Here is a 21,331-nt window from a genome sequence, read left to right on the forward strand (position 1 = left end):
GTAGAAAAAATCTACGGTGTTTTTATTTGCTCTCTTTGACAAATAGCAGTTAAATCTTCAGGCAATGGTGCTTTTGCTGTAATTGTTTCATGAGTTAACGGATGGCTAAAACTGAGACGACTTGCATGAAGCGCTTGGCGACTTAAAATCGACTCATCTCCACCATACAAACTATCTCCTAAAAGTGGCTGCCCAAAACTAGCTAAGTGAACTCGAATTTGATGTGTTCGCCCTGTTCTTAGCTTTAGTCCGATAAGACTATAATTAGGGCCTGCTTGAATTAGATTATATTCTGTTTGAGAGTCTTTTCCTGAGCTAGCAACTTCTCTCTTGATTGCATCCCCTACAACTCGTGCAATTGGACGATCTATCAAACTGGGAATCTTTTCTATACCAGTTTCAGTCTTGATCAAAGCCAAATAGTACTTATCTAACTTATTTTGTTGAATAAATGCGTGGCCAATGGCATCTTTAGCTACTAATAAGCACCCACTGGTGTCTTTGTCTAATCTTGTAATAACATGTGGTTTTGTTGTAATTGATTGAACTTGAAAGTAACTTAACAACCGATTTACAACTGAGTCAGTTAAGTCTGATTTAGATGGCGTAGATAATAATCCAGCAGGTTTATTAATAATCAAAAATAGCTCATCTTCATATAAAATATCTAATTCTTTATCAACAGCTACCACTTTTTGATTCTTCGGTTCTATCCCCGGAACAAAATGAATGACATCTCCAGCCTTAACGGCGTAAGATGTCATTCTTCTTTTTTGATTAACAAGTATAAAACCGCCATTATGACGACAATTAATCAGAGCTCTTTTTGAAATACCTTGTTTTCTAAGATATTTGCCAACGGTTGTTTTTTTATCTTCAACACTAAATTTATAATAACGTATCATTGTTTTTCTTTTGTCCTAAAAATGAATCTTCCACTCTTGACCAGAAATGAGTATGACGATATTTTGCAAAATGAATCTGCTTATCTGATATCTTATAGATAATCTTACGAACAGAATGATGCTTGATTTCTTTAGAGTCAATTGTAACAACATAATCATCAACATGTTCTGGTAACAATGTAATCCACTCATCTGGTGCAATAATAATGGGTGACGATAATGTTCTAAACAACCGATTATTAATCGACGCAATTTCTGTTAACTGTAGTGTCTTTAGCCTAGGATGAATAACTGCACCACCTAAAGATTTACTATAGGCTGTCGAGCCTGTTGGCGTTGAAATACAAACCCCATCTCCTCTAAAACGTTCAAAAAATTCATTCTTTATGTAAATATCCGTTTTCAAAGTCTGCGAGACACGTTTGATAGTTGACTCATTCAAAGACAAATAATGTCTCGTACAAGCACCATCTTCTTCAATATGGACTTCAAGCAAAGGATAACTGACAGAAGTAGGCTCTTGTTCTACCAAAGCTTTCACTAGTTCTTTGATTTCATAATTGCGCCAATCTGTATAAAAACCTAGATGTCCGGTATGAACACCAATGAAACGAATTCGGTCAACCATATGAGCATATTTATGAAAACCACCAATCAATGTGCCATCTCCACCAACGGTGATAACTAAATCTGGGTTTTCTTGATCCAATTCAACCTTATTTTTGGTCAACTCACTTTTTAGTTCGTTAACAACATTTACAGATATTTCTTTTGAATTACTTACAATTGCGACTTTCAACCAAAAAAGCTCCAATCCTACTGTTTTAAATTTTTTGTTAATTGCTGTCTTTGATGTGAGGCATCAATTTCTTCTCGAATAGCAGACATTTCAACATCAAGCTCATAAGCTTTTTGTGCGACATCTTTCAACCTATCTTTAATTTCAGGTGCATAGTCATTAGGATACTTATAATTCAAACTATGTTCTAGTGTTGCCCAGAAATTCATGGCCAAGGTTCGCAATTGAATCTCAGCTAAAACCACTTTCTTTTCTTCATTATATTGATAAACAGGATATTCAATAACCATATGATAGGAGCGGTAACCGCTTGGTTTATCATTTTGAATGTAATCTCGCTCTTCAACAACCGTCATATCTGTACGACTGTGAATAACATCAATCACTTGATAAACATCTTCAATAAATGGACACATGATTCTAATTCCAGCAATATCTTGTAAATCTTGCTCTATTAATTCTTCAGCAACATATCTTCTTTTTAATTTTTCTTCTATACTTTCAACTGGCTTTACACGACCTGTCACAAACTCAATTGGAGAATGGTTTGTTTGATCTAAATAGCTCACGCGTAAGCCTCTGAATTTAACTTTGAGTTCATTTACAGCTTGTTGATAAGGCCATAAAAATTTTTTCCAGTCTTTTATCATAGTTTATTCTTCCTCCAATGGGACTTTTTATTTTAGAATGTAGGTAATAATTAAAATTAAAGCGAGGTAAACAAGATGTCAGAAATAATCGAAACAGAATTAAAGCTCATGCTTACACAAGCACAGTTCAACAAATTATTATCAGCTTACACGCTGAAAAAAGCGATTCGTCAAACCAATTATTACTTTGATTCTAAAGAGGCTTGCTTAAAAAATGCTAACTGTGGTTTAAGAATTCGACAGTTCAAAAACTCAGGTGAGCAAACACTTAAAGTCCCTCTTCCAAATAATACCACACATTCATTACGTGAAATAACCGATCCATTATCTTTAACAAAAATCGAAAAAATGCTGGCAACAGACCGTGTTAATTTTTCAGGAAAAGTCGGTGATTATCTTAAAGATAATTTTAAAGATGAACACTTCTATCGACTAGCTCAAGCCCACACCCATCGTTACCTCTTACATGGACCAGAAAATCTCGAATTAACACTTGATCAAACGGACTACCTTGACGGCACTCGTGATTATGAACTCGAAATTGAAACTGATCGATTAAAAGATGCACAAGAAGCAATGGTATTTTTAAAAGAAAAATTCGACTTAACTAGTGACATACCACAAAAAAATAAAGTCGCCCGTGCATTTGAACACCGCACTAAGAATTAAAAAGCTGACTAAGTTGTCGGCTTTTTTTCTGCTCAATAACATGCCCATCCAAATGTCTTAAAGCAATTGGCAAATAAACCGTTACTTCATTAGGCAACCCTAGTTTTGTCTTAATTGTTGCGGTAGTTTCACTTGATAAATAGTACGGCTGTCGATAACTTGTATAACACTCAGCTAATAACTTTTTCAAGTTGTACCCGTTAGCATAGGCTAAACGTTTAATCGTTTCAAGTTCTTTTTGCTTTTTATGCCATTTAATAGGTATTTTCTGGTAATTAAATAATTGATGTGGCTGCTTAATAAACAAGCTAAGTTGCTTAAATCCTTGTGAGTCTAGGTCAAATTCTTGAAGTTGATAGTGAGCTCTAGTTGAAAAATCATGTCTCATAATATGATATTTTAGTTTTATTTTGTGACTAACTAAGTGGAGCTCAATTAAATAAAAACCCAAATTCTTTTGATATCTCAAGAATTGAATTTGTTTTTTGGCTAGTGTTTGTCGCAGATGTAGCTTTTCTCCTACTAACCAAATGTCTTCGATGCCAAGTTTACGATAGTAATGATGACGATCTTGATGGATAGATTCACTTAATGGCGAACATTGAACCTCGATAGCAATTTGAGTTTTCTCTTCTATAATTAAAATATCAGGCCGCACTTTGTCAGATGGTAAGGTTTTCTCTAAAGAAACATCAGAATAAATCGGCATCAGACTATTGTAAACTTGTGCTTTTAATTGCTGATGTTCAACCGTTTCATCATTGGATATTGCTCTTGCCAAGTGCTTAAAATATGGTTTTTTACCATTTGGATTCAAAAACTGTACAGTTGCCAAACACTTTGGACATTGTACTTTATCAACTTTTTGTGGTTGATAGTTTACTGCATAAATAAGGTTATTATTAACTAAAGCTGCATACAAAAAAGACACCCCTTGTATTAATTACGCTGGGTGTCTTTTTTTAATTGAAATAAGTTTTTAAGTTTTCAACAGCATTATCAGTCAATACACACTTAGCGTTTGACAGCAATAATTTAGTTTCACCTTGAATCAAATCGCCAAATTCATTAACCATAATCCAAAAATCTTTGATAGATAACTCATAAGATTGATGAGGATCAAATCTAAATGACATTAGGTATGTTTGACTGCCAGAGTCAGCATAAAGCTTCGTATCTACTCCGCTCATATGAGGCAACTCTTTAGCCAATTCAATTGCATCTTCAATACTGTTAAATTCATAAATACGATAATAATCAGAAGTATTCTTCTTATCTTCACTTGCATCTACATGTGAAATAGATCCATCGTCTAATGATTGTAATAATTCTTGTAATTGTTGGGCATTATTCTGTGACTCTTGCACCGATTGCTCAGAAGAAACGGCAGATTTTTTCATATTGGTTCGACTAATTAATAGCTCTAACCCGTCGTTGCTTGGCATAATTTGAAATGTAACCGCATCGTTTTGGGCAAAAGTATGATTTTCATCTACTTCTTCTAGGATATTTCTAAAGAATTGTTCAATATGTCCCTGATTTCCTAGAAGATCTAACATGGTGATGCCACGTTCTTCTAAATCTTCACTACCAAGAATCACTCGAATTGTGTTGTCGTTAATACGTTGCATTTCCATATTAATACCACCTCTCGTAATTCTGAAGTTCTTTTTATGTTTATTTCATTAATTAAGGACTGACTATATTTTAACTGATTTATAAAAAAAGAACCAGACAAAACTATCTGATTCTACATCTATTTCAATTGATTTAGAAGCCTTCCATCTCTTCGACTTCTCTTAACTCTTGTTGTCTAACCTTACGAGGCAAAAAGCGTCTGATTTCATCTTCATTAAATCCAATTTGTAAACGTTTTTCATCCGTGATGATAGGACGAATCAATAATCCTGGTTCTTCTACTAATAAGTTAAGTAACTTATCTAATGATAAGTCTTCAAGTTCGACATCTAAGTTTTGAAAAAGTTTTGAGCGTCTTGAAATTAGTTTTTTTGTACCTTCTTCAGTCATACTTAAAATCTTTTTAATCTCTTCTCTTGATAATGGGTTAGCAAAAATATTTCTTTCAACATATGAAATACCGTTTTCTTCTAACCAAGATTTTGCTTTACGACATGATGTACAACTTGGTGATGTATATAAGTTGACCATTTTGACCACGCTCCTTTGCTTTGAATTCTAATTTAGATAATCTCTTTAACAATTCGTAGTATACAACTAAATTTTGCACAATACTACTTAATTTTTAAAAATAAATTATATTGAATTAGACTCAAGCTTATAAAACGCATCAGCATAGTCATTAATTAATTTTAGTATTTTTATAAGTTTTTCTTAACTTTAATTTAATTCTCATTAATTTGCTTTTTACTAATTTGCTTAAACTTTTTGAGTCATACCCACTTCAGCTATTTCAGCATTAACAAAAATTTCTCGTGCTTCATTTAATAACTGGCTATGACTAATTGTTTGGGGCAAGTGACTAAGAAGTAATGACTTTACACCAGCTTTTTGAGCCAGGTTAGCTGATTCTTCAGAAGTCATGTGCCATTTACGCCCTGTCTTATCTTTAGCAAAGTTAGTATCTGTTAACAATAAGTCTGCTCCCTGACTGAATTCGACTAAATCGTCAAAATAAGCAGTATCGGCTGTAAATACAAAGACTTTACCTGTGGCCTTTTCTTTAATTCTCATTGCATAAGCAGGAACTGGATGTTGTGTTCTTAAAAAGTTAATTTCAAAAGGTCCTAAATCAAGTGGTTGATAATCAAAATAAGGATAACCTTTGGTGATGCCATCCATACTCAAATTAGCAAAACTAATAAAATCTTGATTATGGCCATAAATTGGTAAAACTGCTTGTCTTTTTTCGCCAGGATGTAATTGATAGTAATATTGTAACACCCCAATATCACTGGCGTGATCGTGATGATAATGCGAGAGTAACACTGCATCTAATTCGAATGGATCTAGATATTTTTCTAATGCCAAAAGCGAACCACTTCCTGCATCTAACAACAAGTTAAACCCATCTTCAGATTGTAATAGATAGGAAGAACTTGCTGCTCCAGCATACGGATAACCACCATAAATACCAAGTACTGTTAATTTCATAATTGTGCTCCTTTTAATTAAATTCTTTGTTTAACTAAATACCAATAATTTTTATAAATTGCGTAATACGACACTATTGTAAACCCTATCACCAGTCCACATAAAGTGAAAAAGCTGAGATAACCTTTAAAGTTTAAAGCGACTATAAAGGGAATCAATAGAAGTATCATATACACCATAACAAATAGCGTCGGCATCAAGAAATAGTAGGCTGTATATTTAAAGACTAGTTTTTTGATGTCTGTTTTTAAATGTCCTAACTTAACCAAATATTGATAATCAGCCAAGTTCTGACTGAAATCAGTGTTTAATTTTAGTAATAAAATAACTTGTGTGGCCACAATTAACAGTCCGCTAAAAATAATTAATATAAATTGGATATTTGATAACATATATGAAGACGATACCTGGCTTTTATAATAAGAGTTATAAGAAGAAAAGTAGTAGGTATCATGCGTTCTGTGATAAGAATCACTTCTTTGACGGCTTGCCTCTGATTCCTTTTCAAGTGTTAGCTTACTTGTGTTTTCATCTGCTACAACACCTTGAGGTAAAATATTATACGAGACTAGATTTGTTAACACCTGTCTATAGTTTTCAAGTTGTTGCGGTTTAATGTTATACGATATAACTTGATAAGTAATATCTGCTTGAATCTGGTCAAAATCCACATCAGAAACAATTAGATTATGAGTAGGTACCGATCCTTGAGGAAATGGAATAAGCCTATCAGAAAAAAGTGAGGATTGATTGGTTAACTCAAAAGTTTTTGTTTTCCCATTTTTTAAAGTTAATCCAATTTCATTTCTTAAAAACTGATATGGCGCTGCATTGAACTGGCCTGAATTTAAGAATAATGCTTTAGCACCGACTTGATCATTTGTAGCGTTTGGACGATTAGTTGCTGAATATTGTCTATTCAAAAAGCCCTGCTGGACACCACGATTATAATCAGACTGTGAAATCACCCCAAACATTTGATTAAAAAAATTTGTATAGTAAAGTAATTTGATAGGTGTCACCTGCTGATACTGAACATCAAGACCATTGTCTCGCATCGCTTGTTCGACTTTATTTTGAGTAAAACTAGTCGTTACAAATTCAGTAGGGTTATTTTTTACATTACTTTGAGCCAATCCATTATCACCATATGTAAAGATAAACAAAGCAATTATTGCTAGCATATTAATCACAGCAATCACAATAGCTGTCCAAGTACTATCAGATAAACTACGCTTCAAATGACTATAAACTAAAATTTTGAAGTCTGTCGCTTTTCTTTTATGCTTTCTTTTTTCTAATACTCGAAAAATCCACCATCTAAAAAAAGTAATTAAAAATAATAACGCAAGCAAAGCATATATAAATGGGAATTTCATGAAAACACCTAGAGACATCAGAATTCCAATTAGAAGAAATAATTGAAAAATAGTAGCCAAAATACCAGGACTTCTTCTTAATTTTCGTCTTTTAATTTCTGATTTTTTAGGGTTGGCATATTTATTGAAATAAGTTGGATTTTTTATGAGCCTTGTAACTATGATAAAAATCAAAAATTGTAGCCCAAAAACCAGTAAAAAAGTAAAAAAGGTATCTTGCACTGGCATCTTAAACACCATACTCCACGTACTTTGCCAACCTAACAGGCGAATTAACAATAGATTTAAAAGTGGCGTTATAATAATGCCCATTACAATTCCTACTATTAAGGAAATGAAATGGATAACAAACTGCTGCAATGCAAAAAATGCGACAACTTGACCTTTATTAAACCCTGCAATTAGTAAACTAGCTAGATTTTTTTTTGAAATTTTAAAAAGTAAAATAGAGGCAATCACTAAAAAAAGGATGATAAAGGCTAATTCTGAAATCTTAGTTATCATAGCTATTATGCTAATACTCATCATAGAAAATCCAGACAAGAGATGATAATCAATATTTTGATAGCTGGGATTGTAAGTTAGATTAGCAAAGAAAAAGTAAATGGCTATAGCTAAAGCCAGCGCTAATCCATAAACAGTAAAATGACCAATATTACTTTTCAGGTCTTTTAAGGCTACTTTAAAAATCATACCCTTCACCTCCACCAACCGTCGCCTGCATTTCAACAATTGATTCAAAGAAGGCTTGTCGGCTATCTACTCGATTAATTTGTGAAAATAAGCGGCCATCCTTCACAAAAATAATTCGATCACAATAACTTGCTGCAAAAGGATCATGAGTGACCATGACTAAAGTGTGATAATCTCGATTCAATTGACTTAAGAATTGTAAAAGATACGTTGCGGATTTTGAATCTAAACTTCCTGTTGGTTCATCAGCCAATATTAATTCGGGTTCTTTGACAATTGCTCTTGCTGCACTAACTTTTTGCTGTTGTCCTGGTGATAAGTCAAAAACATTTTGATCTAGCAATGATTCAATATCGAGTCGATTGGCAATATCAAAAACTTTTTCTTCAATATTTTTTCGCTTAACTCTTAAAGATAACAAAGGCAACTCAATGTTTTCTTTAACAGTCAATGAGCTTAGCAAGTTAGGATTTTGGAAAATAATCCCCATCTTTCTTTGACGATTTTTAGCGCGTTGACTATCTGAAAAGTTTCTCAAGTCAATGCCGTCCATCATAATTTTACCGAATGACAAATAATCGATTTGAGCCAATAAATTCAAGATTGTACTTTTACCAGAACCAGATGGCCCCATTATTCCTAAAAACTCGCCTTTTTCGACCTTAAAACTCAAGTTATCAAGGGCCTGGACTTGATTCACACCATATCCATACATTTTTGAAACTTGTTTAACCTCTATATAACTCATACCAAACTCCCTTTGATTTTTTTTATCCCGAAAAACGTTATAATTTGTTATCCTTAATAGTAACTAATTTAAATGACAAGGTGAATAACTCATGTACAAAATAATGATTGTTGAAGATGATCGCACTGTTAACACACTAATTGCTGAAGCAATTGAAAAGTGGCAAATGGAACCCATTATTGTCGATGACTTCAATGACGTAGAAGAACTCTTTTTACAAACTCAACCCCATTTAGTTTTGATGGATATCAACCTTCCTGTATACGATGGCTTTTACTGGAACCAGCGCATCAGGTTGCACTCTAAAATCCCGATTATCTTTATTTCTTCACGCAATACCAATATGGATATGGTAATGGCAATGAATATGGGGGCTGATGATTTTGTATCTAAACCGTTTTCAACTGACGTTTTAGTTGCTAAAATCAACGCCCTACTTCGTCGCACTTATAATTATAAAGACGATCACCAAGATATCATTTCATTGCATAATGTTACTTTAAATTTATCAAACTCCACTGTTAAAGTGAATGACCAAGACATTGATTTATCAAAAAATGAATATAAACTTCTTCAAGTGTTAATGAATCAAAGTGGTCAAATTGTTTCAAGAGACCATTTATTGCGCAGCCTTTGGGAAGATGAACGCTTTGTAGATGATAATACATTGACGGTTAACATTAATCGTCTTCGTAAAAAAATCGAAGTGGCAGGTGGAAAAGACTTTATCAAAACAAAAGTCGGCCAAGGTTATATTATCGAATAGTTAGGAGATTAGGATGCTGTTTTTTAGATTTCTCAGGGATTATATTCCGTTTTTGCTGCTTTTCATCGTACTTATGACGATTATTAACTTTGTTCTTTGGTTAGATCCTACGCAAAGCATTCATTGGTTCAACCTCGTTTATCTAGATGCTGTTTGCTTTTTAGTCTTAAGCGGTTTTATTGGCCTTCTTTATTTCAAAAAACGCAAGTTTCTTGCTGAATTAACTTTTCGGACCAAATATCCGCATAAGAGTTACAATCAAACCCTTAACAATGCGACTAGTCAAACTGAAAAAATTTATCAAGAAGCATACAACACATTAGTTGAATATGGTAAATCTGAAAATCTAAAGTTAATTAATCGCCAAAATGATCAAACAGAATATGTGGATTCTTGGGTTCATGAAATCAAAATTCCATTAGCTGCTTTACAGTTGCTACAGGAAAATATTCAAACCCAAATCAATGAAAATAAAAATCGTCAAATCAAGACTGAAATTAGTCAGATTAGCCATTTAGTCGACCAAGTTCTTTACTACTCTCGTTTAGATAATTTTACACAGGATTATCTGATTCAACGTTACCGTCTTAAAAAAATAATCAATCAGGTGGCTTTAGAAAATATGACAACCTTTTTGGAAAAACATATCCAATTTGAAATCGAAGGTGATGATGCGCCTGTCTTGACTGATCAAAAATGGTTAGCCTATATTCTAGCCCAGCTATTCTCAAATGCTCTCAAATATACTGCTGACCATGGAACTATCAAGGCAAAAATCATCCAAGATAAAAAAGTGACAATCCTACAAATCATTGATACTGGTGTTGGTATCCCAAAACAAGATATTTCTCGAATTTTTGACAAGGGATTCACAGGTGAAAACGGTCGTAAACAAGACAAAAAATCCACTGGTCTTGGTCTTTACTTAGCCCAAAAGATGGCGCAAAAGTTAGGTCATGATTTAACAGTTAGTTCAACACCTGGCAAAGGAACTACTTTCTCCATCAAGTTCCCCTTCTTGTCTTATTATAATGACGAAAACCAAGTTAATAATTTATCCTACAAAAAAAGAACAGTAGATTAATCTACTGTTCTTTTTTATTTAAGCTTTAAATTTTAGAGTCATAGCATTAATTGCGACAATCACTGTTGATAGCGACATCAAGATAGCACCTACAGCTGGATTTAGCATGAAGCCAAATGGCGCTAATACACCTGCTGCTAATGGTAATGCTAAGATGTTATAACCTGCACCCCACCATAAGTTTTCAACCATTTTACGCTTCGTTAACTTCGTTAAGTCAAATAAAGCTAATACTTTGTCTAATGATTGACTAGTCAACACAACATCCGCCGCATCAATTGCAACGTCCGTTCCTGAACCGATTGCGACACCAATGTCAGCTGCTGCTAACGTTGGTGCATCATTAATACCATCCCCAATCATCATGACACGATGATTGTTTTGGTGTAGTTGATGAATATAGTGTAACTTATCTTGTGGTAATAATTGTGCATGAACCTCACTAATTCCAAGCTGATCAGCAACTTTTTGAGCTGTTAACGCATTATCTCCCGTTAACATAACAGGTACGATATTTTGTGCTTTTAAATTCTCAATAAATGACTGTGCTTCAGGTTTAATTTTATCCCCTGCAGCAACTACCGCTAAAACTTGATGGTCATCAACTAAGTAAGAAACGGTTAATCCTTGAGAAGCTAGTTGTTGATATTGATCAGCATCAACCGCTAAGTTTTGTTGTTCTAAATAAGCTTTTGAAACAATCTTGTAGGCTTTGTCTGCGACAGTTCCTGACAAGCCCACACCTTTTATTGCACTAACTTCAGTTGGTGCTGGTGCGTGAATGTGTTGATCTTCGGCAAATTTTACAATACTTTTAGCGACTGGGTGACTAGATTGTGATTCTAACGCTGCTGCAATTGCAAGTACGTCTTCTTTTGAGACATTTTGACTAAGACTTTCAAAATGAGCAACCTCAAACTTACCGTCTGTTAAAGTCCCCGTTTTGTCGAGTGCAATATAATCAATTTGAGAAGTTAATTCAATTACGTCACGATTTTTGATTAGTAGTCCATTAACGGCTGAAAGTGATGTGAAGCGAGCAGTTACAAGTGGAATTGCTAACCCTAAAGCGTGTGGACAAGCGATAACTAGCACTGTCACTAATACCAAGAAGGCATTTGATACTGTTCCAAAGAATAGCCAAGTAATAAACGCAATTAAGCCAACTGTTACAGCAGCATAAAATAACCAACCGGCAACTTTATCAGCCAATGTTTCAACCTTAGATTTATTTTGTTGCGCATCCATTACTAATTGTTTGATTTTTGAGAGGTAACCACCGTCACCAACACCGGTTACTTGCACCAAAATAGTGCCATCTTCATTGGTTGACCCACCAATTACGGTTTCCCCAGCAGCTTTCGCTACTGCTTTAGATTCACCAGTTACGAGGAACTCGTTAACTTGTGTCGTTCCTTTTGTAATAACACCGTCTGCTGGAATCGTTTCTCCTGCTTTTATCATAACCGTTTGATTTTCTTTAACTTCAGATAACAGCACTTCATGTGCATGACCATTTTCATCGACTAATTGTGCTTTTTCAGGTAATAACTTCGATAAATTATCCAAAGCATTATTAGCCTGCATTGTAGCGTTCATTTCAATCCAGTGACCTGCAATCATAATGACAATTAATGTTGCCAGTTCAAAGAAAAAGTTCATCGTGTGTTGATGGAAGAACTCATTTGCAACAAACGAGTATAAGCTATAGAAATAAGCGACACTAATTCCCATTGCAATCAACGTCATCATTGCCGGAGATTTATGCTTAATCTCATCTTTTGCACCTAATAAAAATGGTGCCCCACCATAAAAGTATAATATAGTGGATAAAATTAGTACCAGCCATTGCGACCCTGGAAATTCAAATTGGAAAAACAATGGCATATCCATCATTGGTGACAAGAAGACTACTGGTATCGCAAGAATTAACGAAATAATTAGTTTTTGTTTCAAATTGCCCATGTGCCCCATGCCATGACCGTGCATACTATGATCCATACCTTCATGTCCCATATGAGAATGATCCATATGCATATGATCGTGATGTGACATATTTGAATGGTCCATCTCCATATGGTCATGATGTACATGTTTGCTGTGATCCATATGTGACATTTGATCGTGATTCATAGTTGAGTGATCCATATGATCCATGTGTGAATGGTTCATATGGTGTTGATGATTATCGTGTTTTTGATTTTTCATCAATACTACCCCTTTCAAACTTTATCTCTTCACTGGTAGTATATCACTTAACTAACTTTTTGTAAGTACTTATTTAATTTTAGGCAAAAAAAAAAGCACCAATATAACTATTGATACTAAAATAACCGCTTGGCTATTAAAAATTATGTCTTAAACAAGACCTTCTTTTTTCATTGTGTCGTCAATTGCATCTAAAGCTGCAGAAGCATCATCGCCATCAACGCTTACAATAACGTCAGATCCTTGTCCAACACCTAAAGACATCACACCCATGATTGATTTTAAATCAACGGTTTTGCCTTGGTATTCTAATGTAGATTTTGAATCGAACTTACTAGCTGTCTGAACTAGTAATGTAGCTGGACGTGCATGAATTCCGGTTTCGGATGTAATGTGATAGTCGCGTTTTTCCATGTCTATCTATCTCCTTTTAAATAAAAATGGACTGAAGAATTAAGTCTTCTCCTACAATTAAAGATTATCATTTTTTAGATTAAATAACAATAAGTATATTCCCATTATAGACGCTTGTCTTCACATTTTTAATTATTTTTTGTAAGTTAATTGGGTTTTAGCACTTGAAATATAAGAGTGCTAAAAGTATAATGTACATATTCCTTTTGAAAGTCAAATTCACTTTCAAATTTTTTGCAGAAAGGTGTGACTTTATATGGTTTGTCAAAACTGTCATCAAAATGATGCTACAATCCATCTTTATACAAGTGTTAATGGTAGCCGCAAGGAGTTAAACCTTTGCCAAAACTGTTATCAACAAATTAAAAATCAACAAAATAACTCTGAATTCTTCAATTCAAAACAAGATAATAATAACGATAATATCTTTGGCTTTTCAAATTTTGACGATTTATTCGCTCAACTTAGCCAAGATAACCCTAACCAAAAACAACGCGCTAAAAATAATGGCGGTAATAATGATGATAACACCTTGCTTGGACAATTTGGTGTTAACCTCACTGAATTAGCTAAAAAGGCAAAATCGATCCTGTTATTGGCCGTGATAAAGAAGTCGCTCGTGTTATCGAAGTCCTAAACCGTAGAACCAAGAATAACCCAGTTCTAATTGGTGAAGCGGGTGTTGGTAAAACAGCAGTTGTTGAAGGTCTTGCCCAACAAATTGCAGATGGTGCTGTGCCTTCTAAACTTCAAAATCGCAAAGTTGTTCGTTTAGACGTGGTTTCTCTTGTTCAAGGCACTAGCATGCGTGGGCAATTTGAACAACGTATGCAACAACTCATGGATGAGTTAAAACAAGATCCAGATATTATCTTATTTATTGATGAAATCCATGAAATCGTTGGGGCGGGTAATGCTGATGGCGGTATGGATGCTGGTAATGTTTTAAAACCTGCTCTTGCTCGTGGTGAAATTCAGTTAGTTGGTGCGACAACTTTTAGTGAGTACCGCACAATCGAAAAAGATGCCGCTCTTGCTCGTCGTTTCCAACCTATTCAAGTTAAAGAACCTAGCGTTGATGAAACTGTGAAAATTTTGCATGGTCTTCAAAAGAAATATGAAGATTACCATCACGTTAAATATGATGAAAAAGCAATTACAGCAGCAGCTAACCTATCTAACCGCTACATCCAAGACCGCTTCTTACCAGATAAAGCGATTGACCTACTTGATGAAGCTGGTTCTCGTATGAACTTAACTATCCCAGCTGTTGATACTCATACACTCAAAAAACGTATTGATGAAGCTGAAAAGTTAAAACAAGATGCACTAAAACAAGAAGATTACGAAAAAGCGGCTTATTATCGTGATCAAATTGAAAAATATCAAAAAATGAATGAAAGTAATTCTGAAGACCCTGACAAGATGCCTGTTATTTCCGAAAAAATCATTGAAAAGATTATTGAAGAAAAAACAAATATTCCTGTTGGCGATTTAAAAGAACAAGAACAATCTCAACTTATTCATCTGGCTGATGACTTAAAAGAACATGTTATTGGCCAAGACAAAGCGGTTTCTGAAGTTGCTCGTGCTATCCGCCGTAACCGTGTTGGGTTCAACAAATCTGGTCGCCCTATTGGTTCCTTCATGTTTGTTGGTCCAACAGGTGTTGGTAAGACAGAACTAGCTAAGCAACTAGCTAAACAATTGTTTGGAACAAAAGATTCAATGATTCGTTTTGACATGTCTGAATACATGGAAAAACAAGCTGTTTCAAAACTTATCGGTTCTGCTCCAGGTTACGTTGGCTACGAGGAAGCTGGTCAATTAACTGAAAAAGTTCGTCGAAACCCTTATAGCTTGATTTTACTAGATGAAATTGAAAAAGCTCATCCAGATGTCTTGCATATGTTCTTGCAAATTCTAGATGATGGTCGTCTAACTGATTCACAAGGACGTACGGTTTCCTTCAAAGACACAATCATTATTATGACTTCTAATGCTGGTCAAGCTGTTCAAGAAGCTAGTGTTGGGTTCAGCGCAACCATGAATGACGAAAATCATTCGGTTATCAACCGTCTTTCAGACTACTTCCAACCTGAATTCTTAAATAGATTTGATGATATCGTAGAATTCAAACGTTTACCTAAGGAAAGTCTAATTAAGATTGTTAGTCTAATGATTGATGATACTAATGAAATGATTAAAGATAAAGGTCTTTCAATCCACGTGACCGAGCCAGCTAAAGAAAAATTAGTTGATTTGGGTTACAACCCTGCTATGGGTGCACGTCCACTCCGTCGTGTTATCCAAGAAATGATTGAAGACAAAGTAGCCGACTACTACTTAGAACACCCTCAAGACAAACAACTTGAAGCACGTGTTGAAAATGACGAAATCAAAGTCACAAAAGCAAATTAATATTACCTCAACAAAATATAAAACAGACAGACAAAAAAGACACTAGCATAATTGCTAGTGTCTTTTTATATTGTTTAATAATCTGATTATCCTAGATTTGCATATTTTGCTTCAATCCATTGATTATCATTACCAATTCGATAATAAAGTTGGCCATTAATTTGCTTTTGTTCAAATACGCGCCATGAACTGTCTAAGTAAACAGATTGTTGTGTCATTTTACCTTTTGAATCACGTAAATAAACAGCATAGTTAGTTGGTACATTACGAACAGAAACAGTTCCTGTAAGTGGCGAACTTGGATTTTCTGTTAAGTATTGCGTTTGGATCCAGTTGTTATCTGTTGCAGCTAATTTCGTATAAGAAACACCATCAATATTCTTTGTTTCTTTTGCGGCATAAATCTTATTGTGATGTTGTTTATAAACCTTAGTTTGAACAGGTTTTCCGTCGACAATATGCCAAACCAATACACCATATCCAGGTTCATAAGCGACTGTTGACTTAACCGCATTGCTAGCTAATGACTTATAACCATCAATATAGAACTGTGATTTATTAGCAAAGTCTTCTGCAACACCACTTTCAAAATCTTGGGCTGCTTGATTAACACCTTGACGATAAGCCATCATATAAGCTGCTTGTTGATTTTGAACGTCAGATAAGTAAGATGAATAACCTTTATCATAACCTGTTTTGTAGCCATCTTTATAAGATTGACTATTGTTGTTATTATCAGACATTCTTCCCGACATCCCAACAGTTTGACCGGATTTAGCACCTTCAAAACCATCTTGGTAAGATTGCTTTTGATTTTCTTTACTATCATAGCGATTTAAATTAGTTTGTTTGCCCGAATTAAGATAATCTGAACTTCCTAATAATCCTGCTCTAGTCAATTGAAAACTTACTTGATATTGTCTTGTCTTACTTGTATTTACATCATCAGATTTTGATTTTTGTGCATCATCATGACCGGTTTTAGATTCAGTATAACCTTTTTTGTAAGCTTCCGTCTTATTTGTCAAATCAGTTTGACCTGCTTGGTAAGCCTTAGCACCACTATTAATTTCGTTAAATCCTTTAACGGTTGCTTTTTTACTGTCATTGGTTAATGTCTCTGATTCCGTGGCAGCTTTAATACCATCTTGTGTATCATTGTAACCTGCTTGATATGCTTTGTTCGTAGCAGAATCATCGTGAACACCGTTAGGAGTTGCTAATGCAGATTTTACACCTTGGGCGTAGTTATATGCTGTTTCATATTGGGCATTTTTATCTGCTTGACTTTGACCATTTTGGCTCACTAAACCATCTTTTGCTCCATTGTAACCTGACATGTAATCAGCATCTCTTTTTGAGACAGCCTCTTTGGGTGTTAGAGCATCTTGCATACCTTGTCTAGCTGTTGAACCTTTTGTATAGGCAGCTTTATAACTATCTTGATACGATTGGGATTTTGATGACCATGTGTCATTATTCTCTGCAGATTGATTCCCTACTAAAGCGTCTTCGTTACCGTCTTTTGATCCGTCATATCCATAACCATATGAAACATCTTGGCCAGATTGTTTGGTTTGATTTCTTTGGTAATCGGAACTTCCAGTATCGCTTTGTGATTTGCTCTTTTGACCGTAGGTATATGCTGGATTATGACTATCTTGGCTTTCAGTGTTATATCCTTTTTGAGCTTGAGTATAACCCTCAGTAAAGTTTTGAGATCCACTATTAGGTTGACCATTAGCATAAGCTTTAGCACCCAACATTGTGTTATAAGCATAGTCAGCACTTAGTGAATTTGTGCTCTGTTCATTGTAATTACTTGAATTTTTAGCACTTGTTGCTGCATCAAACGCTGTTTGGTAAATTGTCTTTTCTGTTTGAGAGTAATTTCTATCTTGTGTGTCTTTTTGACTACCTCGAGAAGCGACAACATCAGCCATCGCTTCTTGCGTTACAGTCATCATACGATAAGAATCTTTGTATTGCTGAGACTTATTGTTAGTTCCTAAAGTATCTAATGACTTGGCAGTACCACCATTATAGTCCGAAATATCATCTATCATACCGCTATAAGATTCATTATAAGCTGTTTGATTATCACCTGAATAACTATTTTTGTTTGTATCAAAACGATTTGTTAAGTAGTCGATTTGAGCTTGGATAGCTGCTCGTGTGGCATTATAACTATCTTGATATTGCTTGCTTGTACCATTTGTTGGTTTGGCAGTTGCATCTGATTTTTGCGCATCATCATGACCAGCTTTAGCTTCATTAAAGCCTTTTTTGTAAGCTTCTGTCTTATCGGTTAAATCAGTTTGACCTAATTGATAAGCCTTAGCACCATTATTAATTTCATTAAATCCTTTAACAGTTGCTTTTTTACTGTCATTAGTTAATGTCTCTGATTCCGTGGCAGCTTTAATACCATCTTGTGTATCATTGTAACCTGCTTGATATGCTTTGTTCGTAGCAGAATCATCGTGAACACCGTTAGGAGTTGCTAATGCAGATTTTACACCTTGGGCGTAGTTATATGCTGTTTCATATTGGGCATTTTTATCTGCTTGACTTTGACCATTTTGGCTCACTAAACCATCTTTTGCTCCATTGTAACCTGACATGTAATCAGCATCTCTTTTTGAGACAGCCTCTTTGGGTGTTAGCGCATCTTGCATACCTTGTCTAGCTGTCGAAGCTTTTGTATAAGCTGCTTTATAACTGTCTTGATATGATTGTGCTTTTGATGACCATGTGCCATTATTCTCTGCAGATTGATTCCCTACTAAAGCATCTTCATTACCATCTTTTGCTCCATCATATCCATAACCATATGAAACATCTTGGCCAGGTTTTTTGGTTTGATTACGTTGGTAATCGGAACTTCCAGTAGTACTTTGTGATTTGCTATTTTGACCGTAAATGTATGCTGGATTATGACTACCTTGGCTTTCAGTGTTATATCCTTTTTGAGCTTGAGTATAACCCTCAGTAAAGTTTTGAGATCCACTATTAGGTTGACCATTAGCATAAGCTTTAGCACCCAACATTGTGTTATAAGCATAGTCAGCACTTAGTGAATTTGTGCTCTGTTCATCGTAATTACTTGAATTTTTAGCACTTGTTGCCGCATCAAACGCTTGTTGATAAACTGACTTTTCTGTATCAGAGTAATTTCTATCTGATGAGTCTTTTTGACTACCTCGAGGAGCGACAACATCGGCCATCGCTTCTTGCGTTACAGCCATCATACGATAAGAATCTTTGTATTGTTGAGACTTATTGTTAGTTCCTAAAGTATCTAATGACTTGGTAGTACCACCATTATAGTCCGAAATAGCATCTCCCATACCGCTATAAGATTCATTATAAGCTGTTTGATTACCACCTGAATACTGATTATTACTTGAACGATTTGTTAAATAATCTTTTTGTGCTTGGAATGGTGCACGAGTTTGGTTATAGCTATCTTGATAAATTTTCGAGTTACTATTTGATGCAACAGCTTCTTTTGACTTATCTAATGCATCATTGTGACCCTTCTGTGCTTCTGTATAACCTTTCTTGTAAGCTTCTGTGTGAGATTGTAAATCTGACTCGTTGTCTATTGGAGAAGCTGCTGCACCATTATTGACTTCACTATAGCCTTTTGCTTGAGCTTGGTTATTATTATCAATGGTACTATTTTTATTCAGCGCCTTATTAATGCTATCTAGTGTATCGTTATACCCTGCTTTGTAGCTTGTACTTTGCTGATCATCAGTATTTTTTTGTGCCGATGTTGGATTAGCAAGTGCATCTTTAATTCCATTTGCATAGTCATAAGCAATAGTTTGTTGCTTATCATTAGATTTTGTATTAGTTGATTCGGAAGCATATCCATCTTTTGCTCCATTAAATCCTTTTTGAAAATCTCCATTATCAGTACCTGTAAACGTATAATTTTTATCTGCAAAGTATTTTTGAATTCCCTGATAGATAGAAGATGAAGTGTTAGTAATTGCATTCAACGTTGTATTTCCTGAATTTACTGCTTCATTCACATCTGATTGATTTTTATCACTAGCTAAACTATCAACAGCAGTTTGAACACTCGATAATACTTGATTAACATATTCAACTTGAGCATCTTGATACTTTTGGGGTAGTTGAGTCTGACCAATAGCTGATTTAACATTACCGGCAGTAGCTTCCAATTGTTTATTTGCCTTTTGTTTTGCATAATCTAAACTAAAAGCAGGCTTTCGATTACTTAAAGTTGAGTTTTTACTACTATCAGAATCTAGTTGTGAAGTAATACTTAAGTTATCAGTTGTTTCTAACGGTTTGTCAAAGTTGATAGTGTAGTTACCACCTGCATCTACTGTGATTTTCGAAGAATCAATTGGGCTTTCGTTAAATTTAGCTGTAACTGCGTCTTCAGGAATAACTTCTCCCGTAATCTTCTGTGTCCCTGCTGTAATAGTACCTACTTTAGGTGTATGGTAACTGCTATCGTATCCTACAACTGTTGTTGCTAATGTTCGTGGTGTATTATCATTCATTGCAACTGCTGTGATTTCTTCATTGTATTTAACTGGTCTATTTAATGTGATAGTGTAGTTACCACTATTATCAGATGTAATAGAGTCATTATCCTTTATTAAGTTCGTACCACTTGCATCTTTTAGGATAATTTTTTCATTAGCATTAGCTTTACCTGTGACTGTTTTCGATGAATCTATTAACGAATCTAGGGAGAATGATTGATTAATAGATAAGTAAGAAGCAACTGGGGCATAAGTTTGATCTGAGTGAGAAACTGTATCATCTGGTGCATACGATACTTTTGGTCCCTCTGTCCACCCGCTTACATCCCCATCAATTTGAGGTAACATAAAACTCCAAGTAGTATCTTTTCGAACTTGCCCTGCTTCAGGCTTATCATATGTGCCTATCCCGTAATCACCTGACTTATATGGATTACCATTTAAAAGCACACTTACGGTATTGCTAGTACCTCTTGGTGTTAGTTCTATCTTTGTTTTCCCTAAAATAAAATACTGCTTACCATCTAAAAGCAAGAGATTTTTTGCTTGGTAATCAATTGATTGATTTGGCCTACGACCTCCAGCATCATATTTCGCTTGTCCTCGTTCTAATGTACCGTTAACAAACATAGAAGTCGAAGACTGACTAACTTCATCTGAAGCACTTACAACATTACCACTAGTAACATTAACGGCTGTTCCCCCTAATAACATTAAACTAGCTGAAGCTGCTATCCATAATTTTTTTGAATTGTTTTTTTTAATAGTCATTAATAACCTTTCATGGCATAAAAAAAGCCTTAAGCAAATTAGAAATAACTTAAGGCACATTAAATAATTTAAATAAGTATACCACGGTTTACTAACAAATAATAACTAAATTTATGCTTCTTCAAAATTAATTATAAAATATTAATAAAAAAGACATAATCAT

General features: G+C 34.7%; 15 protein-coding genes and 1 pseudogene. 4 read left to right on the forward strand and 12 right to left on the reverse strand.

Features of this window, described 5'->3' with window-relative positions; translation table 11 throughout:
- Positions 1-11: 11 nt before the first annotated feature.
- Genes JNUCC80_RS04365 through JNUCC80_RS04375 form a run of 3 tightly spaced genes read right to left on the reverse strand, consistent with a single transcriptional unit; the run spans position 12 to position 2,354 of the window.
- Entirely contained in the window at positions 12-905 is an 894-nt protein-coding gene (locus tag JNUCC80_RS04365) for an RluA family pseudouridine synthase (protein ID WP_454152691.1), read from the reverse strand.
- On the reverse strand, positions 889-1,704 hold the full coding sequence (locus JNUCC80_RS04370; protein ID WP_454152692.1) for an NAD kinase: 816 nt from the start codon (positions 1,702-1,704) through the stop codon (positions 889-891). The genes JNUCC80_RS04365 and JNUCC80_RS04370 overlap by 17 nt, the downstream gene beginning before the upstream one ends.
- A gap of 17 nt (positions 1,705-1,721) precedes the next feature.
- On the reverse strand, positions 1,722-2,354 hold the full coding sequence (locus JNUCC80_RS04375) for a GTP pyrophosphokinase (RefSeq protein WP_454144183.1): 633 nt from the start codon (positions 2,352-2,354) through the stop codon (positions 1,722-1,724).
- Between the two features lie 75 nt (positions 2,355-2,429).
- On the opposite strand from JNUCC80_RS04375, the gene JNUCC80_RS04380 reads away from it, so the two are divergent.
- The gene (locus JNUCC80_RS04380; RefSeq protein WP_454152693.1) at positions 2,430-3,023 is read left to right on the forward strand and encodes a CYTH domain-containing protein; all 594 of its coding nucleotides are present in this window, start codon (positions 2,430-2,432) and stop codon (positions 3,021-3,023) included.
- On the opposite strand, the gene JNUCC80_RS04385 is transcribed toward JNUCC80_RS04380, so the two are convergent.
- The 6 genes from JNUCC80_RS04385 to JNUCC80_RS04410 all read right to left on the reverse strand — a co-directional run bounded on the left by JNUCC80_RS04385 (position 3,013) and on the right by JNUCC80_RS04410 (position 8,975).
- Positions 3,013-3,945 carry a competence protein CoiA gene (locus JNUCC80_RS04385; RefSeq protein WP_454152694.1) on the reverse strand — a complete coding sequence of 311 codons (933 nt, stop codon included), beginning with the start codon at positions 3,943-3,945 and terminating at the stop codon, positions 3,013-3,015. The two genes, JNUCC80_RS04380 and JNUCC80_RS04385, sit on opposite strands and share 11 nt — an antisense overlap.
- A 40-nt stretch (positions 3,946-3,985) precedes the next feature.
- The gene (locus JNUCC80_RS04390) at positions 3,986-4,660 is read right to left on the reverse strand and encodes an adaptor protein MecA (RefSeq protein WP_454144177.1); all 675 of its coding nucleotides are present in this window, start codon (positions 4,658-4,660) and stop codon (positions 3,986-3,988) included.
- A 133-nt stretch (positions 4,661-4,793) separates the two neighbouring features.
- The gene (spxA, locus tag JNUCC80_RS04395) at positions 4,794-5,192 is read right to left on the reverse strand and encodes a transcriptional regulator SpxA (protein WP_454144175.1); all 399 of its coding nucleotides are present in this window, start codon (positions 5,190-5,192) and stop codon (positions 4,794-4,796) included.
- Between the two features lie 228 nt (positions 5,193-5,420).
- Entirely contained in the window at positions 5,421-6,155 is a 735-nt protein-coding gene (locus JNUCC80_RS04400; protein WP_454152695.1) for an MBL fold metallo-hydrolase, read from the reverse strand.
- Between the two features lie 17 nt (positions 6,156-6,172).
- Positions 6,173-8,227, reverse strand: a complete 2,055-nt coding sequence (locus tag JNUCC80_RS04405) for a hypothetical protein (RefSeq protein ID WP_454152696.1) — start codon at positions 8,225-8,227, stop codon at positions 6,173-6,175.
- On the reverse strand, positions 8,217-8,975 hold the full coding sequence (locus tag JNUCC80_RS04410; RefSeq protein WP_454144169.1) for an ABC transporter ATP-binding protein: 759 nt from the start codon (positions 8,973-8,975) through the stop codon (positions 8,217-8,219). The genes JNUCC80_RS04405 and JNUCC80_RS04410 overlap by 11 nt, the downstream gene beginning before the upstream one ends.
- Before the next feature lie 91 nt (positions 8,976-9,066).
- On the opposite strand from JNUCC80_RS04410, the gene JNUCC80_RS04415 reads away from it, so the two are divergent.
- Positions 9,067-9,741 carry a response regulator transcription factor gene (locus JNUCC80_RS04415; RefSeq protein ID WP_454144167.1) on the forward strand — a complete coding sequence of 225 codons (675 nt, stop codon included), beginning with the start codon at positions 9,067-9,069 and terminating at the stop codon, positions 9,739-9,741.
- 13 nt (positions 9,742-9,754) lie between these two features.
- A complete protein-coding gene (locus JNUCC80_RS04420; RefSeq protein ID WP_454152697.1) occupies positions 9,755-10,825 on the forward strand; it encodes a sensor histidine kinase in 1,071 nt (356 codons plus the stop codon).
- A gap of 18 nt (positions 10,826-10,843) precedes the next feature.
- Here the strand turns inward: JNUCC80_RS04420 and JNUCC80_RS04425 are convergent, their stop codons facing one another.
- Positions 10,844-13,033, reverse strand: a complete 2,190-nt coding sequence (locus JNUCC80_RS04425; protein ID WP_454152698.1) for a copper-translocating P-type ATPase — start codon at positions 13,031-13,033, stop codon at positions 10,844-10,846.
- Positions 13,034-13,183: 150 nt separating this feature from the next.
- A complete protein-coding gene (locus JNUCC80_RS04430) occupies positions 13,184-13,447 on the reverse strand; it encodes a phosphocarrier protein HPr (RefSeq protein ID WP_454144159.1) in 264 nt (87 codons plus the stop codon).
- Between the two features lie 256 nt (positions 13,448-13,703).
- Between JNUCC80_RS04430 and JNUCC80_RS04435 the strand changes: the two are divergent.
- Positions 13,704-15,868, forward strand: a pseudogene (locus tag JNUCC80_RS04435) (AAA family ATPase).
- 86 nt (positions 15,869-15,954) lie between these two features.
- Here JNUCC80_RS04435 and JNUCC80_RS04440 read toward each other — a convergent pair.
- A complete protein-coding gene (locus tag JNUCC80_RS04440; protein ID WP_454152699.1) occupies positions 15,955-21,168 on the reverse strand; it encodes a hypothetical protein in 5,214 nt (1,737 codons plus the stop codon).
- Positions 21,169-21,331: the final 163 nt, after the last annotated feature.

The sequence above is a fragment of the Holzapfeliella sp. JNUCC 80 genome (assembly GCF_053667655.1).

Coding starts and splice junctions, on each gene's coding strand:
- JNUCC80_RS04365 (WP_454152691.1), bottom strand. CDS start 905: ATGATACGTTATTATAAATTTAGTGTTGAAGATAAAAAAACAACCGTT.
- JNUCC80_RS04375 (WP_454144183.1), bottom strand. CDS start 2,354: ATGATAAAAGACTGGAAAAAATTTTTATGGCCTTATCAACAAGCTGTA.
- JNUCC80_RS04380 (WP_454152693.1), top strand. CDS start 2,430: ATGTCAGAAATAATCGAAACAGAATTAAAGCTCATGCTTACACAAGCA.
- JNUCC80_RS04390 (WP_454144177.1), bottom strand. CDS start 4,660: ATGGAAATGCAACGTATTAACGACAACACAATTCGAGTGATTCTTGGT.
- spxA (WP_454144175.1), bottom strand. CDS start 5,192: ATGGTCAACTTATATACATCACCAAGTTGTACATCATGTCGTAAAGCA.
- JNUCC80_RS04400 (WP_454152695.1), bottom strand. CDS start 6,155: ATGAAATTAACAGTACTTGGTATTTATGGTGGTTATCCGTATGCTGGA.
- JNUCC80_RS04405 (WP_454152696.1), bottom strand. CDS start 8,227: ATGATTTTTAAAGTAGCCTTAAAAGACCTGAAAAGTAATATTGGTCAT.
- JNUCC80_RS04410 (WP_454144169.1), bottom strand. CDS start 8,975: ATGAGTTATATAGAGGTTAAACAAGTTTCAAAAATGTATGGATATGGT.
- JNUCC80_RS04415 (WP_454144167.1), top strand. CDS start 9,067: ATGTACAAAATAATGATTGTTGAAGATGATCGCACTGTTAACACACTA.
- JNUCC80_RS04420 (WP_454152697.1), top strand. CDS start 9,755: ATGCTGTTTTTTAGATTTCTCAGGGATTATATTCCGTTTTTGCTGCTT.
- JNUCC80_RS04425 (WP_454152698.1), bottom strand. CDS start 13,033: ATGAAAAATCAAAAACACGATAATCATCAACACCATATGAACCATTCA.
- JNUCC80_RS04430 (WP_454144159.1), bottom strand. CDS start 13,447: ATGGAAAAACGCGACTATCACATTACATCCGAAACCGGAATTCATGCA.
- JNUCC80_RS04440 (WP_454152699.1), bottom strand. CDS start 21,168: ATGACTATTAAAAAAAACAATTCAAAAAAATTATGGATAGCAGCTTCA.